General features: G+C 69.9%; 11 protein-coding genes. 9 read left to right on the plus strand and 2 right to left on the minus strand.

Annotated elements, in window-relative coordinates; genetic code table 11:
* Positions 1-16: 16 nt before the first annotated feature.
* A complete protein-coding gene (locus AB0E24_RS00850; protein ID WP_359374128.1) occupies positions 17-3,100 on the minus strand; it encodes an AfsR/SARP family transcriptional regulator in 3,084 nt (1,027 codons plus the stop codon).
* Positions 3,101-3,355: 255 nt separating this feature from the next.
* Here AB0E24_RS00850 and AB0E24_RS00855 point away from each other — a divergent pair, with 255 nt between their 5' ends.
* Positions 3,356-3,550 (plus strand): hypothetical protein, encoded by a 195-nt coding sequence (locus AB0E24_RS00855; RefSeq protein ID WP_020868332.1) that lies wholly within the window; start codon positions 3,356-3,358, stop codon positions 3,548-3,550.
* Between the two features lie 297 nt (positions 3,551-3,847).
* Here AB0E24_RS00855 and AB0E24_RS00860 read toward each other — a convergent pair whose 3' ends face one another.
* The gene (locus tag AB0E24_RS00860; RefSeq protein WP_069866699.1) at positions 3,848-5,287 is read right to left on the minus strand and encodes a cation:dicarboxylate symporter family transporter; all 1,440 of its coding nucleotides are present in this window, start codon (positions 5,285-5,287) and stop codon (positions 3,848-3,850) included.
* 163 nt (positions 5,288-5,450) lie between these two features.
* Here AB0E24_RS00860 and AB0E24_RS00865 point away from each other — a divergent pair, with 163 nt between their 5' ends.
* The 8 genes from AB0E24_RS00865 (at position 5,451) to AB0E24_RS00900 (ending at position 15,282) form a co-directional block, all read left to right on the plus strand.
* Positions 5,451-7,073 carry a sensor histidine kinase gene (locus AB0E24_RS00865; RefSeq protein WP_069866921.1) on the plus strand — a complete coding sequence of 541 codons (1,623 nt, stop codon included), beginning with the start codon at positions 5,451-5,453 and terminating at the stop codon, positions 7,071-7,073.
* A gap of 379 nt (positions 7,074-7,452) precedes the next feature.
* Positions 7,453-8,163: a response regulator gene (locus AB0E24_RS00870; protein WP_069866701.1), complete on the plus strand. Its 711-nt coding sequence runs from the start codon at positions 7,453-7,455 to the stop codon at positions 8,161-8,163.
* 184 nt (positions 8,164-8,347) lie between these two features.
* The gene (locus AB0E24_RS00875; RefSeq protein WP_359374134.1) at positions 8,348-9,349 is read left to right on the plus strand and encodes a chitinase; all 1,002 of its coding nucleotides are present in this window, start codon (positions 8,348-8,350) and stop codon (positions 9,347-9,349) included.
* A 153-nt stretch (positions 9,350-9,502) separates the two neighbouring features.
* The gene (locus tag AB0E24_RS00880) at positions 9,503-10,879 is read left to right on the plus strand and encodes an extracellular solute-binding protein (protein WP_359374137.1); all 1,377 of its coding nucleotides are present in this window, start codon (positions 9,503-9,505) and stop codon (positions 10,877-10,879) included.
* A gap of 13 nt (positions 10,880-10,892) precedes the next feature.
* Positions 10,893-11,810 (plus strand): carbohydrate ABC transporter permease, encoded by a 918-nt coding sequence (locus AB0E24_RS00885; protein ID WP_079259041.1) that lies wholly within the window; start codon positions 10,893-10,895, stop codon positions 11,808-11,810.
* A 150-nt stretch (positions 11,811-11,960) separates the two neighbouring features.
* Complete coding sequence (locus AB0E24_RS00890) at positions 11,961-12,227, plus strand: hypothetical protein (RefSeq protein ID WP_079259040.1); 267 nt, start codon at positions 11,961-11,963, stop codon at positions 12,225-12,227.
* Entirely contained in the window at positions 12,220-12,843 is a 624-nt protein-coding gene (locus tag AB0E24_RS00895) for a DUF6879 family protein (protein WP_359374142.1), read from the plus strand. The genes AB0E24_RS00890 and AB0E24_RS00895 overlap by 8 nt, the downstream gene beginning before the upstream one ends.
* A gap of 237 nt (positions 12,844-13,080) precedes the next feature.
* A complete protein-coding gene (locus tag AB0E24_RS00900) occupies positions 13,081-15,282 on the plus strand; it encodes an ATP-binding protein (protein WP_359374144.1) in 2,202 nt (733 codons plus the stop codon).
* Positions 15,283-15,334 lie beyond the last annotated feature (52 nt).

A 15,334-nucleotide genomic window follows, 5' to 3' on the forward strand; every position in this document is an offset into this window, starting at 1 on the left:
CGTTCCGTACGTCCCCTCATCCGTCGGGCCCGCCCAGCCGGGCGAGCCCGTCGCGGACCCGGTGGGCGTCGGGGTGGCCGAGGGCGTCGAACCGGGTCAGGGCCCGCTGCCAGCTGTGGCGGGCCCCGGTCCGGTCCCCGGCGGCCAGCTGTGCGCTGCCGAGCCGGTGGAGGGACTCCGCCTCCCGGACCCGCTCGCCCCGGCCGCGCCGCAGCTCCACGGCGTGCCGGTAGCAGCTGATGGCCTGCTGGTGGTCGCCGATGTGCTGATGGGCGTAGCCGAGGCTGTCCCAGGCCGCGGACTCCCCGCGCCGGTCCCCCGCCTCGCGCAGCAGGGTCAGCGCCTTCTCGCAGTGGACCAGGGTCTGCTGGTAGTCGCCCAGCATGGCGTAGGCCCAGCCGACGTTGTTCAGGGCGTATGCCTCGCCGCTGCGGTGGCCGACCGCCCGGTACAGCTTCAGGGAGCGCAGCGCATGGTGCAGCCCCTCGTCATGGCGGCCCTCCCGCTCGCTGGCGAGGTTGAGCGCGACATGGGCCAGGGCCTGGCCGACGGCGCTGCCGGTCTCGCGGTGCAGGTTCATGGCGCGCACCAGATGGCCGCGGGCCCGGTCGTAGCGCCCCATCCGCAGATCGGCCAGGCCGAGGCCGTGGCAGGAGTGGGCCTGGCCGGTGAGATCGCGGATGCGGTGGGCCGAGCCCAGGGCGATCCGGTGCACGGTGCGCTGGTCGTGCCAGTGGCCGCGCTGGTCCAGGAACTCCATGAGCGACCAGGCCAGTTGCCAGGCGTGGGTCTCGAATCCGGCCTCCGCGGCCTGCTGGAGCGAGGCCATCAGCGCCGGATAGGTCAGGATGAACCACAGCAGCGCCTGTCCGTGCCCCCTGAACTCGCCCACGTCGACACCGGGCCGGACCGGCTTGACCTCGATCGGCTCCCGGTGCGGGGTGAAGGCCGTCCCGGCGGCCACGGCGGTGTGCAGATAGTGGTCGAGCACCCGGTGCAGTGCGGCGCGGCGCTCCTCCCGGGTGTCGTACGCGTGGGTGAGCTCCATGGCGTAGGCGCGCAGCAGGTCGTGCAGGCCGTACTGGCCGGGGGCGCGCTCGGTGATCAGATGCGCCCGGGTGAGCTGGATCAGCAGCCGGCGGGCCTGTGGCACCGGGATCCCCACCAGGCTGGCGGCCGCGGGAGCCGCGATGTCGGGGCCCGCGTGGACGCCCAGCAGCCGGAACAGCCGGGCGGCGTCGCCGCCCAGGGTGTGGTACGACCACGAGAAGACGGCCCGGACATCGGTGGTGGCGTCCCCGCCCTCGAACGCGTCGAGGCTGCCGCGGGCGTCGCGCAGCTCCGCGGCGAGCGCCTCCAGACCGAAGCGGGGGTGGGTGGCGGCGCGGGCGGCCACGATGGCGAGCGCGAGCGGCAGCCCGGCGCACACCGTGATCACCTCCTCCACCGCCTCGGGCTCGGCGGCCACCCGCTCGGCGCCGACCCGGCTGATCAGCAGTTCGCGCGCCTCGTCGCGGTCGAGCAGATCCAGCGGCAGCGGCTGGGCCTGTTCGGCGACGACCAGGCCGGTGAGCTCGTTACGGCTGGTCAGCACCACCAGACAGCCGGGAGAGCCGGGCAGCAGGGGTCGCGCCTGCTCGGCGTCGCGGGCGTTGTCGAGCAGAATCAGCATCCGGCGGTCGGCCACCAGGCTCCGGTACAGGGCGGTCTGTGCCTCGACGGTCGCCGGGATCCGGTGGGCGGGCACCTGGAAGGCGTCCAGGAAGCTCCGGACCGCCTCGGGGACGGTCAGGGCCGAGTCGGTGGGGCCGAAGCCGCGCAGATTCACATAGAGCTGACCATCGGGGAACCGGTCGCGGACGCGGTGGGCCCAGTGCACCGCGAGGGTCGTCTTGCCGAGGCCGCCGCTGCCCGCGATCACGGCGATCACCGCGGCCGTGGGCGCGCGTCCCCCGCTCCCGCCGTCGCCCGAGCCCGTGCGCAGCAGGGCGTCCAGCCCGGCGAGCTCACGCTCGCGGCCGGTGAAGTGGGCGACGTCGGAGGGGAGTTGCTGCGGTACGGCGGTGACGACGGAGACCGGCTCGGGGGTGGGTCCCGCGACCGGTTCGACGGCCGGTCCGTCGACGAGCCCTGCGGCGGGCCCAGGGGCCTCGTCGGGGGCCGGGACGCCCTCGGCGGCGGGGGCCGGGGCCGCGGCGGGGGGTGCGGCGTCGGGCGCCGGCGGCGCGGCGGGGGCGTTCCCGTACCCGCCGGACGGGCCGGACCTGCCCGACGGGTCCCCGGCCCGGCCGTCGCGACCGTCCAGGACGTCGAGGCCCTCCCGGCCGTCCCGGCTGTCCTCGAGCGCCTGCCGGTGGAGCCGCTGGAGCTCGTCACCGGGTTCGATGCCCAGCTCCTCCACGTACCTGCGGCGGGTGGAGCGGAACAGCGCGAGCGCGTCGGCCCGTCGGCCGCAGCGCCGCAGCGCCTCCATCAGCAGCGCCACCGAGCGCTCCCGCAAAGGGTGTTCGGCCACCAGGACGGACAGCTCCGCGGCCGCCTCGTGATGCCGCCCGGAGCGCAGATCGATCGCGGCGCACTCCTCGACCGCCGTACGCCGCTCCTCCTCCAGACCGGTTCCCAGGGTCTCGGGAAGCCAGCCGCCCGCGACATCCGCCAGCGCGGGCCCGCGCCATAACTGAAGCGCGGAGCGCAGCAGTTCCCCGGCGTGGTCCTCGGCGGCCGCCGGGTCCCGGGCGGCCGCGACGTTCTTGGGGGCCTCGCGCGCGGCCCGCACCAGATCGCGGAACCGGTGGAGATCGACCTGCTCACGCGCGACGGTGAGGGAGTAGCCCTTCGCCGATGTCGTCAACTCGGCCCCGGGCAGGGCGGAAAGGATCCGCCGCAACTTGGAAATCTGTACCTGTACGGCGTTTCGCGCCGACCCCGGCGGGTCTTCGCCCCATACTGCCAACACCAGCCTGTCGACGGACACCATCCGGCCGGAGGCCATCAGCAACATCGCCAGAACAGACCGCTGTTGTGCGGCGGTCGGCCCCAGCGGACGTTCGCCCTGCCATACTCCGACCGGTCCCAACAGGCGAAACTCGGTCCCATCCACGCACTGCCCCCGTTGGTACCAGAGATTTCACTGTGACCACTTGGAAGCCTACCCACGGGTTCGGGTCAGCGAGGCATCAGCGGGATATCAGCGACTCGTAGGACCCTACGGGTGATCGAGGGTCACATGGGCACCACAAGCTCTCCCCGGTCACCGCGTCGTTCGCGGCGATCGGCGGGAACTGCGCGGTCCCGGGGCCCTCTTCCGACGATGAACGGGGGACGGTATGGCAGTGAGGTGCCGAGGAGGCGGCTCATGACCACCGCTGGAGGAACACGCAGCACACCTCGGATAGGCGAGCTCGTCTACGACCTCGAACGCGAGGCCATGGGCCGGGTCGCCTACGTGGACACCGGGGGCAACATCGCCTGGGTCAAACCCCTGCGCGAGGGCCCGGAGTGGACGGCCCTCCCGGAGCAGTTGCGCCGCGCACCGGACGGCGAGCGCTAAGGCGCCTTCGGCGCCGAAGGACCACCAAGGGGGCATCGGCAGCGGGGCCGGTGCCGGCGTCTCGCGTCTTCCAACGGGGGGAAGACGCGGGACGCCATTTGCGTGTGGCCATGACACGGCCGTCGTCGTACGGCCACGACACGGCTGACGTCGTGCGGCCGCGACACGGCCGTCGTCGTGTGCCCATGACATTGGCCGACGTCGTGTCGCCGTGAACCCGCCCGTCGGCGCTCGTCCGTGACACGCCAACGGCCCTGCCCCGATTCAGGAGGGCAGGGCCGTGGTGCGCGTGGGGTGTCAGGCGGGCGCGTGCTCCTTCGCCGTGTCACCGTCACGCCGCTCGGGGAGGGACTTGTCCTCGGCCCCCTCGGAGCCGTCGGCGGCCGGGCCGTGGCCGCCCCCGTCGCGGGCGAAGCCCTCCGCGTCGAACGGCAGCCGTCCGGCGAGGACCTCGTTCATCCGCTCCTTGTCGATCTCCTTCGTCCAGGTGCCGACCAGGACGGTGGCGACCGCGTTGCCCGCGAAGTTGGTGAGGGCGCGGGCCTCGCTCATGAAGCGGTCGATGCCGACGATCAGGCCGACGCCGTCGACCAGTTCCGGCCGGTGCGACTGGAGGCCGCCCGCCAGCGTCGCCATGCCCGCGCCGGTCACACCGGCGGCGCCCTTCGACGCGACGATCATGAAGACGAGGAGGGATATCTGCTGGCCTATGGAGAGCGGGTCGCCCATGGCCTCGGCGATGAACAGCGAGGCCATCGTCAGGTAGATGGCGGTGCCGTCCAGGTTGAAGGAGTAGCCCGTGGGGACGGTGATACCGGCCACCGGCCTGCTGACGCCCGCGTGCTCCATCTTCGCGATGAGCAGCGGCAGCGCCGACTCCGAGGAGGACGTCGACAGGATCAGCAGGAACTCCCGTGCCAGGTACTTCAGCAGCAGCAGGATGTTCACGCCCGCGACCAGCCGCAGGATCGTCCCGAGGACGAGGAACACGAAGAGCGCACAGGTCACATAGAAGCCGATCATGATGACCGCGAGCGCCTTGAGCGCGTCCAGACCGGTTTCGCCGACCACGGCGGCGATCGCGCCGAAGGCACCGATCGGGGCGGCCCACATGACCATCGACAGGATCTTGAAGACCAACTGCTGTATGTGGCCCACACCGCGCAGCACCGGCTCGCCCGCCTTGCCCATCGCCTGGAGGGCGAAGCCCGCGAGCAGGGCCACGAACAGGGTCTGGAGCACCTTCTCCGAGGTGAAGGCGGAGACCAGCGTGCCCGGGATGATCCCGAGCAGGAAGTCCGCCGTGGACTCGCTGGCGCCGTCGGCCTGGCTCTGCCCGGCCTGGGCCGCCTCATGGCTCATGTGCAGGCCGCTGCCCGGCTCGAGGAAGTTGCCCACGACCAGACCGATGGCGAGGGCCACGGTCGACATGATCATGAAGTAGCCCAGCGCGAGACCGCCGACCGCGCCGACCTTCGCCGCCTTGCGCACCGAGCCGACCCCGAGCACGATCGTGCAGAAGATGATCGGCGAGATCAGCATCTTGATCAGGTTGACGAAGCCTTCGCCGATGGGCTTGAGCTCCACCGCCGTATCGGGGGCCGCGAAGCCCACGAGGATGCCGAGCGCCACCGCGCCGATCACGGCGAGGTAGAGGTAGTGAATCCTTTCTTTCTTCGGCTTCGTCCGCTCGGGCTCCGTACGTCCCGATGCGGGCGGCGTGGTGTCCGCAGCCACGGTGCTGCCTCCTTCTTTTCTGCCGTCCAACTGTCCCGGCGCTGTACTGTGTGCGGCTCGCACACCGCCTTGAACGGTCCCGGCGACTATGCCCCACGCTGTGACGGGGGTCACCCTTCCGTTCATTTCGTTCACACAAAGATGCGTGTGCAGACTGATGGCCATGCGCATCCCCCGCCCCCGGAGCCTGGCCGGCCAGCTGTTCGCCATGCAGGTCGTGCTGGTCGCCGCCCTGGTGGCCGGATGCGCCGTCTTCGCCTACGTCACCGACCGCGAGCAGGCGGTGGAGGCCGCGCAGCAGCGGGCGACCGCCACCGCCGCGGCCGTCGCCGACTCCCCGTCGGTCGCCGAGGCCGTACGGTCCGAGGACCCCACCGCCCGGCTCCAGCCGTACGCGGAGAAGGTGCGCCGGGACACCGGCGTCACCTTCGTCACGATCATGAATACCCACGGCGTCCGCTGGGCCCACCCCGATCCGCGCCAGATAGGCGCCACCTATCTCGGCCACATCGGGCCCGCGCTGCGCGGCCGGATCTTCGCCGAGACCTACACGGGCACGCTCGGCTCCTCCGTGCGCGTGGTCGCGCCGGTGCGCGACCACAGCGCCGGCGGCCGGATCACCGCGCTGGTCAGTGCGGGAATCACGGTCGAGACCATCAGCGCCCAGGTGCGCCGCCAACTGCTCGCGCTGCTCGTCGTGGCGGCGGCCGCGCTCGCGCTCGGCGGGCTGTGCGCGTATGTCATCAACGCCCGGCTGCGCCGCCATACGCACGGAATGAACGCGGCCGAGCTGAGCCGGATGCACGACTACCACGAGGCCGCGCTGCACGCCGTGCGCGAAGGGCTGCTGATGCTCGACGGGCGGCGGCGGATCGCGCTGATCAACGACGGCGGACGGGAGCTGCTCGGCCTGTCCGGGGACTCCGTCGGCCGCGACGTCTCCGAACTGGGCCTGCCGCCCGCGCTGACCGGCGCCCTGCTGGCCACCGAGCCGCGGGTGGACGAGCTGCATCTGACGGCGGAGCGGGTCGTGGTCGTCAACACCTCACCGGTGAGCAGCGGTGAGCAGCGCGGCACGGTCGTCACCCTGCGCGACCACACCGAGCTCCAGGCGCTCTCGGGCGAGCTGGACTCGCTGCGCGGCTTCGCCGAGGCGCTGCGCTCCCAGGCCCATGAGGCCGCGAACCGGCTGCACGCCGTCGTCTCCCTGATCGAACTGGGCCGGGAGGACGAGGCGGTCGACTTCGCCACCGCCGATCTGGAGCTGGCCCAGGCGCTCACCGACCAGGTGGTGGGCGCGGTCGCCGAACCAGTGCTGGCCGCGCTGCTGCTGGGCAAGGCGGCGCAGGCGAACGAGCGCGGCGTCGAGCTCGTCCTCGCCCCCGACAGCCGCATCGACGACGGCGTACTCCCACCCGGGCTGCCCGCCCGCGACCTGGTGACCATCCTCGGCAACCTCATCGACAACGCCACGGACGCGGCCGCCGAGGGCGTCGGCAACGACGAGGCCCCCCGCAGCGCCCGGGTCACGGTCACCGCCCGCGCGGACGCGGGCGAGCTGACACTCCGCGTCACGGACACCGGCGCCGGACTCGACCCGGCGGCGACCGAGGACGTCTTCCGCCGCGGCTGGAGCACGAAGTCGCCGGGCCGCGGCCTGGGCCTGGCCCTGGTCCAGCAGGCGGCCCGCCGGAACGCGGGCACGGTGGAGGTATCGGCCTCGGAAGACGGCGGCGCCGACTTCACCGTCCGCCTCCCCCTCACCACCCCGACCCCCACACCATGACCACCCCGACGACACCCCCGCACGGGCACGGCCTCGGGCGGCGCCGCCCGTGGTCGGGCGGCCGGATCCGGCCAACCGTGAGCATGGGCGTCGGGGAGTCCGAGCCCCGACGGGGACGACCCACCCGGCCAGGCACCAGCGGCAGCAGATCACACCGGAACCGCCGGACCCGCCGGATGGCGCCCCCGTCATCAGGGGCATCGCCCGCCGCCGGGCGGCCGGACTCGGCCGTGCCGGGACGGCGTATCAGGCGGCAAAACGCCCACCGCGCCGGCGGTAGGGGAATCGTCACCGTAGAGATCTGGCCACCACCAGTTACCCTCCGTAAATTGGAGCCCTGAGCTTTCCGCGCGTATCGCATTTCGAGAGGAATCCGTCCATGAGCCCGCCGCAGGCGAGACCGGGGGATCCGGCGGCGATCCGGGTTCTCGTCGTCGAAGACGACCCCGTCGCGGCGGACGCGCACCGGATGTATGTCGACCGCGTCCCCGGCTTCACCGTCGTCGGGACCGCGCGCAGCGGCGGGGACGCCCAGCGGCTGCTGGAGCGGACGCCCGCCGACCTCCTGCTGCTGGATCTCTACCTCCCCGACGGGCACGGCCTCCAGCTCGTACGGGCGCTGCGCGCGGCCGGGAACGGGGCCGATGTGATCGCGGTCACCTCGGCCCGGGATCTGGCGATGGTCCGGGACGGGGTCTCCCTCGGCGTCGTGCAGTACGTGCTGAAACCGTTCACCTTCTCCACCCTCCGGGACCGACTCCTCCGCTACGCCGAGTTCCGGGCGACCGCGGGCGAGGCCAGCGGGCAGGACGAGGTGGACCGGGCGCTGGCCGCGCTGCGGGCACCGCAGCCGGCGGCGATGCCGAAGGGGCTGACCCAGGCCACCCTGCACGCGGTCACCGAGGCGTTGCGCGGCGCGGCGGAGGTGGGGATCTCGGCCGCGGCGACCGCCGAGTCCGTGGGGATCTCCCGGATCACCGCCCGCCGCTATCTGGAACATCTGGTGGAGGCCGGGCGCGCCGCCCGCGCCCCGCACTACGGGCAGATCGGGCGGCCCGAGCTGCTGTACCGCTGGCTCAGCGGGCATTAGCGGCCGACCCGAGGCGCCGCAACAGGCATCAGCGGCCAACGCCCAGGCGCCGACGGCGAACCCGATAGGAAAGTTTCCTATCCGACATCTTGTCGCGGCCATGCCGCCTCGCTAGGTTCAGCCTCGCTCACACCTTCTCAACCCAGATTTCCTCCCACCCCCCACCCAGGAGGCTCAGCCAGCCATGCCTCTCTCCAAGCCTCACCGCAGGCTCGCCCTCGCCGCCGCCGTCGGCCTGCTCGCCGCGGGCGCGACCACGGCGGCGGCCACCGCCCAGGCGGCGCCGCAGTCGGCCGCAGCCCCCAGCGGGCTCAACGGCCCCTACCTCTACCTGGGTTGGGGCTCCCCGCCCAACGCCACGGACGTCATGTCGGCGACCGGCACCACCCAGTTCACGATGGCGTTCATGCTCTCCGACGGCGGCTGTAACCCCAAGTGGGACGGCTCCCGCGCGCTCACCGGCGGCAACGACCAGTCCACGATCAACTCCATCCGCTCCGCGGGCGGCGATGTCACCGTCTCGTTCGGCGGCTGGAGCGGTAACAAGCTGGGCGAGAAGTGCTCGTCCGCCTCCGCGCTCGCCGGCGCGTACCAGAAGGTCATCGACGCCTACCAGCTCAAGTCGATCGACATCGACATCGAATCGACCGAGTTCGAGAACGCGACGGTCCGCCAGCGGGTGATCGACGCGCTCAAGACGGTCAAGCAGAAGAACAGCGGCATCAAGGTGTACATCACCTTCGGCACGACCACCTCCGGCCCCGACGCCAACGGCAAGGACCTGGTCAAGCGCGGCGCCACCGCCGGGATCGACGTGGACGGCTGGGCGGTCATGCCGTTCGACTTCGGCCAGGGCGCCATCGACATGGCGGCGGCCACCAAGTCCTCGGTGGACGGTCTGAAGAACACGGTGGCCAGTGCGTACGGCCTCTCCTCCGACGCCGCCTACCGCAAGGTCGGCTTCTCCTCGATGAACGGCAAGACCGACGTCGAGGGCGAGACCATAACCCTGAACAACTTCAAGGACATGGTCTCCTACGCCAAGAGCCACCACCTGGCCCGTGTCAGCTTCTGGTCGCTCAACCGCGACCGCAAGTGCGGCTCCGGTACGGGCGGGGACGCGTGCAGCGGAATCGACCAGGGCACCTACGACTTCACCAAGGTGCTCGCGGGCTACAACGGGTGAGACCGGCACGGCCACCGGCTGAGCCCGACCCCTTCCCCACCGGGCGGCGCCGCTCGATCAAGTGACCATCCAGGTCACGGGGATTGACCTTCCGTTGAAGCCGACCTTACGGTCAGCCCGCAGCCCACAGAGGCCAGCAAGGAGGTCGTGCCCGTGCGCCCCACCGCCCCACTGATCCTCGCCGCCACCCTCGCCGCCACCGCGGGACTCACATCCTGCGGTGGCGGTTCGGGCAGCGACCCGGACACCGTCAAGGTCGCCTACAACCGCTCCACCGACAACAAGATCCGCTTCAAGGACAACCATCTTGCCGAGGTCAAGAAGCAGTTCGAGAAGGCCAACCCCGGCAAGAAGGTCAAGCTGATCCCGATCCAGGCGCAGGACAACGACTACGCCACCAAGGTGCAGCAGATGATGCGGTCCCCGAAGACCGCGCCCGATCTGGTCTACGAGGACACCTTCCGGGTCAACTCCGATATCAAGGCGGGCTATCTGCGCCCGCTCGACGAGTATCTGGACAAGTGGAAGACCTGGGACCAGTTCGTCGACACCGCGAAGGCGGCGGCCAAGGCCGAGGACGGCAAGACGTACGGCGTCCCGGACGGCACCGACACCCGTGGCCTGTGGTTCAACAAGGAGATCTTCGCCAAGGCCGGGCTGCCCGCCGACTGGTCCCCGAAGAACTGGAACGAGATCCTCCAGGCGGCGCGCACGATCAAGAAGATGGTCCCCGGCGTCACCCCGCTCAACGTCTACACCGGCAAGGCCCCGGGCGAGACCTCCGTGATGCAGGGCTTCGAGATGCTGCTGTACGGCACGGGCGAGGCGGGCGGGACCCCGCTCTACGACCCCGGTGCCAAGAAGTGGGTCACCGGCGGCAAGGGCTTCAGCGACGCGCTCGGCTTCCTCAGGACCGTCTACTCCGAGAAGCTCGGCCCGGACATCTCCGACGCCCTCGACCCCAACGTCGGCACCACCGTCTTCAGCGAATGGCTCCCCGAGGGCAAGCTGGCCATCGCCCTCGACGGCTCCTGGCTCGGCCAGAACTGGCTGAAGACCGGCGGCAAGCCCTGGCCCGAGTGGTCCAAGACGCTCGGCCAGGCCCCGATGCCCACCCAGAACGGGCAGGCGCCCGGCAAGGTCAGCATGTCCGGCGGCTGGACGTGGGCGATCAGCGCGAAGTCCAAGAACCCCGATCTGGCCTGGAAGTTCATCGAGCAGCTCCAGACCAAGGACAACGCGGTCACCTGGGACATCGTCGATGCCCAGATCGCGGTCCGCAAGGACGTCGCCCAGGACCCGAAGTACACCTCCTCCATGCCCGGGATCACCTTCTTCACGGGCCTGGTGAAGTACACCCACTACCGCCCGACCACCCCCGTCTACCCGCAGGTGTCCACGGCGATCGGCGAGGCCATGGAGGCCGCGACCGCGGGTGGCACCTCACCGGAGAAGGCCGCGAAGGGGTACGACGACCAGCTGAAGTCCATCGCCGACGGCGCCACCGTGGCGGCGGACGGCCAGGGCTGAGGGCCGGCCGCCGATGGCAACCGCGACCAAGGTGGCGGCGGCCCCGACAAAGGCCCCGGCCCGGCCGGGCCCCCGTCGCGGCCGCCCCCTGCGCTGGCTCCCGCTCGCCCCCGCCACCGTTCTGCTGCTGCTCTTCCTCGGCGGCCCGATCGCCTACTGCGTCTATATCGCGTTCACCAATATGCAGCTGACGGGCGCGTCCTCCACGGACTTCGTGGGCCTGGACAACTTCCGGCGCGCCTTCGGCGACGACGACTTCCGCAACGCGGTCGTCCTCACCCTCGTCTTCACCCTTCTCTCCTCCATCGTCGGCCAGAACACCCTCGGTCTGGCCCTGGCCGCCCTGATGCAGCGCGCCTCCCGGCCGATACGGACGCTCACCGGCTCGATCGTCATCGCGGCCTGGGTCGTCCCCGAGATCGTGGCGGGCTTCCTGCTGTACGCGTTCTTCCGCCGCGAGGGCACGCTCAACGCACTGCTGGACTGGCTGGGCCTGCCGTCCCAGAACTGGCTCTACACCCTGCCGATCCTCGCCGTGTCCTTCGCCAACGTCTGGCGCGGCACGGCGTTCTCGATGCTCGTCTACTCCGCCGCGCTGTCCGAGATCCCCAAGGAGATCACCGAAGCGGCGGAGGTCGACGGCGCCGGTGGCCTCCGCCGCTTCTGGCACATCACCCTGCCGATGATCCGCCGCTCCATCGGCACGAATCTGATGCTGAACACCTTGCAGACGCTGTCGGTGTTCGGCCTCATCTGGGCGATGACCCGAGGCGGCCCGGGAAACCGCAGCCAGACGCTCCCGGTCTTCATGTACGACCAGGCGTTCAACAAGTCCCTGATCGGCTACGGCACGGCGGTGGCACTGCTGTTGCTGCTGGTGGGGGCCCTGTTCTCGGTGGTGTACCTGCGGCTGATGAAGGAAGAGGTCTGACCCCGCTCAAAGTTGCGATTTGCCCATCATCAGGTCACCACGCATCATCTGACTCAATACAGACCTTCGCGCTCCTCCCGCGTACGAGGTGGCCTGCCATACGCTGGCTCACATACGCCTTTCACCGAAGGGCTGGAGGGAGCGTGGACGATGGCATGGCAGGCGGATCCGTCAGCGTTATTCGACAGGCGCCTGGGGCGGTCACCTCAAGAGCGGGATCCCCGCTGCGACGACAAGATGACCTGTCCCGATATGTGGCGACTCACCAACGGTGACGTGGCCGTCATCGGCCAAGACCTTACTGAGGTTTACCGAACGCGCCTCCCGGATGGAGTCGCGCTGGACACAGGGGAAAGGCTGGTCGTCATCCCCGGCATTGTGCTCAGCTACGCGAAGAAGGATATTCCCGATGCTTGACATCCCGGTTCCCCCTCTCGACCCGGCGAAGGGCGATTGGCTGGAACTCAATGACTATGCGGATGACTTCGGCCTGCACTACGAACAGACGCGCAACCACGACTCCTGGAAGCTGGAACGGAAGCAGTATTTCAAAGAGAGCAACAGCCCGAGCTGGAACGCATTTCACCGAGGCGACCTGGCGGAGGCCCAGCGGCTTTTGAAAGACCGGGCTCCGGCGCTGCGAGAAGAGTCGGAAGAGGCCGCGTCCCGTGGCTCGGTCTTCCGTCGCGTTCGTATCGCGGCGCAGCCGCTCACACCATATCTGCAATGGGAGTTGCGTTCGCTCCGGGTACGGTCGGAGAGCGGCGAGCCGGTTCGAGTCGTCCCGGCAGCGGCCGTCAGCCACCTTGAGAGCGAGAGGCCGCTGCCGGAGTTGGTGGTTCTGGGCGGGCATGTCCTTTACCAGGTGATGTACACGGAGGAAAGTGCACCCAGCGGCGCTATCCGGTTCACCGACCCAGCATCCGTTGAGCAGTGGGAGAAATTTATCGCCAACCTCTTCGCCGCCGGTGAAGACATCACTTCCTATGTCGAGCGGGAAGTCGCCCACCTCGCTCCCCCCTCCGGAGACTGACAGACCGCGGAGCGGACAATCGGCAATCGAGGCTGAGATTCTGGGGAGAACTCCGAAGTGAATCAGGGCCAGGAGTACCCCGGCAATGGTACACACAGTGAGCTGTCCGGGACGTCTCGCGATGTGGTGCAGGCCAGAAGCGTCCACGGCGGGGTCCATTTCCACCATCAGGGCGGTGGCACGAGCCCTCCAGTGCCGCGACAACTGCCCGCGGACCCACATGGCTTCGTCAATCGCGTGGACGAATTGGACCAGCTGAACGCTGTGATGGTCGCCGATCGCGGTGGCTCTCTTGTCGTTTCTGTCTATGTCATAACGGGGACGGCGGGGGCAGGTAAGACCTCGCTCGCACTGCGTTGGGCACACCAGGTCCGCGAGCGCTTCCCCGACGGCCAGCTCTACGTCAACCTGCGCGGCTACGACCCTCGCGAACCGATCACTGCCCAACAGGTGTTACACGGATTTCTTACCGCTCTCGGGGTCCGCCCCGACGCCATTCCGCACAACCTCGATGACGCCGCGGGGCTCTACCGCTCGCTGCTGGCCGAACGCCGCATGCTCGTGGTGCTGGACAACGCGGCCACCGTCAGCCAGGTCCGCCCGCTACTGCCGGGTTCCACCGGCAGCTTGGCCGTCGTGACCAGTCGCAGTCGCCTCTCCGGGCTGGCCATACGAGATGGCGCCCGGCGCATAACGCTGGGCACCCTCCCCGAAGCCGAGGCCGTGGCCCTGCTGCGAGCGGTCACCGCCGGCTATCGGTCGGAGGACGACGCGGAGAAGCTGACCGAGTTGGCCCACCTCTGCGCCTGCCTTCCACTGGCACTGCGGATCGCGGCTGAACGAGCCGCGACCCACCCGTACCTGCGGCTGGACGACCTGATCACCGACCTGCGCGATGATTCCGCCCTGTGGGACGTGCTCAGCACGGGCGATGAGGACGAAGCCGAAGCCGTCCGTACGGTCTTCACCTGGTCCTATCGCGCCCTGGCGCCATCTGCTGCCCGTCTCTTCCGGCTACTCGGAATCCACCCAGGCCCCGAGTTCAGCCTGCACGCGGCCTCCGCACTCGCCGGACTCCCCACGGGCCGGGTACGACAGGCGCTGGACACGCTGGTCGGCGCGCATCTGCTGGAGCAGACCGCACCGGACCGGTACGAGTTTCACGACCTCCTGCGTGCCTACGCCACCAAGCAGGCACAGGAGGAGGAGCCCGCAGAGGACCGCACAGCGGCTCTGTGCCGTGTCCTGGACTGGTACGTGCACACGGCCGACGCCGTTCAGAGCTGGATCGAACCAGAGGAAGACCACCTGTCGCTCGCCCCGCCGGCCGCCGGGGTGCTGCCACTCAGCTTCCCCGAGTACGACCACGCGGTGGATTGGTCCGAGCGCGAACACGCGAACCTCCTCGCTGCCGTACGCGCCGCCGGGGCGGCCAGTCTGGACCGGCATGCCTGGCAGCTGTCGACGGTTCTCTTCTCCGCGCGGGCCCCCTCCATCTCGGTCAACGACTGGCTCGCCGTGGCTCCGATCGGTCTGGAGGCGGTACGCCGTCTCGGTGAGCCCCTCGGCGAAGCCTGGCTACTCGAATGCCTGGGCATGAGCTACACGAGGGGCAACGACCTCATCAAGAGCCGGGAATGCCACGAGAGCGCACTGGCGATCCGACGTGAAGTGGGTGATCGGCACGGCGAGGCCCAGTGCCTGAACCTGCTGGGCCTGGTGCATCTGCGCTTGCGCGAGCTGGCCAATGCCGAGACGTGCTTCCAGCGCGCCCGATCGGCTTTCGGCGAACTCGGCTTCCCTCATTGGGAGTCCATCGCATTGATCAATCTTGCCGATGTCTGTTACCAAGCGGGGCGGGTCGATGAGGCCGCTCACAACGCCGAGTTGGTGTACGCCGGTTACCGGGCCAGAAACGACCGACCCAATATGGGCAGGGCACTCCGTCTGCTGAGCTCGATCCATCTGGACCACGGAGAGTTCGATGCGGCACTGCGTACGGCTTCAGAGGCCGTCAACATCGCTTTGGACCTGCGGCACCATGTGCTGGAGGGCTACTGGCTCATCGCACTGGGCAACGCTCAGCGAGCCCTTGGTGAGTTTTCCGACTCACTGATCTCCTTCCAACGCTCGGCTTCGCTCCACCGCCGCCTCGGCGACCGCAGCCGCGAAGCCATGGCCTGGCACGGCACCGGCGAGACATACCGAGCGATGAGCCGCCTGGACGAAGCTGCCAAGTTCCATCGCCGTGCAGCGGCGGCCCACCACGCACTCGGTGACCATTGGCACGAGGCATTGGCTCTCGGCGGCCTGGCCTTTGCCCTCGCCGAAGGCGACGGCGACCAATCCCGCCAGCATCGGGCCGAGGCCCTGCGCCTGCTCACCCGCTACTACGACCCCAGGGCGGAAGGTCTGCGCGCCCAAATCGAGCAACGATAAGTCAAGCCCTCTGCTCACAGTCCTGGCGGGTGCCGACCATCAGCAACGGCAG

The organism is Streptomyces malaysiensis subsp. malaysiensis, assembly GCF_040653035.1.
GTDB classification, from domain to species: Bacteria; Actinomycetota; Actinomycetes; order Streptomycetales; family Streptomycetaceae; genus Streptomyces; species Streptomyces malaysiensis.

What these genes read in the sequence shown, in the direction of transcription:
- AB0E24_RS00865 (WP_069866921.1), top strand. Translation starts at nt 5,451, where the DNA reads ATGCGCATCCCCCGCCCCCGGAGCCTGGCCGGCCAGCTGTTCGCCATG.
- AB0E24_RS00875 (WP_359374134.1), top strand. Translation starts at nt 8,348, where the DNA reads ATGCCTCTCTCCAAGCCTCACCGCAGGCTCGCCCTCGCCGCCGCCGTC.
- AB0E24_RS00870 (WP_069866701.1), top strand. Translation starts at nt 7,453, where the DNA reads ATGAGCCCGCCGCAGGCGAGACCGGGGGATCCGGCGGCGATCCGGGTT.
- AB0E24_RS00890 (WP_079259040.1), top strand. Translation starts at nt 11,961, where the DNA reads ATGGCATGGCAGGCGGATCCGTCAGCGTTATTCGACAGGCGCCTGGGG.
- AB0E24_RS00855 (WP_020868332.1), top strand. Translation starts at nt 3,356, where the DNA reads ATGACCACCGCTGGAGGAACACGCAGCACACCTCGGATAGGCGAGCTC.
- AB0E24_RS00895 (WP_359374142.1), top strand. Translation starts at nt 12,220, where the DNA reads ATGCTTGACATCCCGGTTCCCCCTCTCGACCCGGCGAAGGGCGATTGG.
- AB0E24_RS00885 (WP_079259041.1), top strand. Translation starts at nt 10,893, where the DNA reads ATGGCAACCGCGACCAAGGTGGCGGCGGCCCCGACAAAGGCCCCGGCC.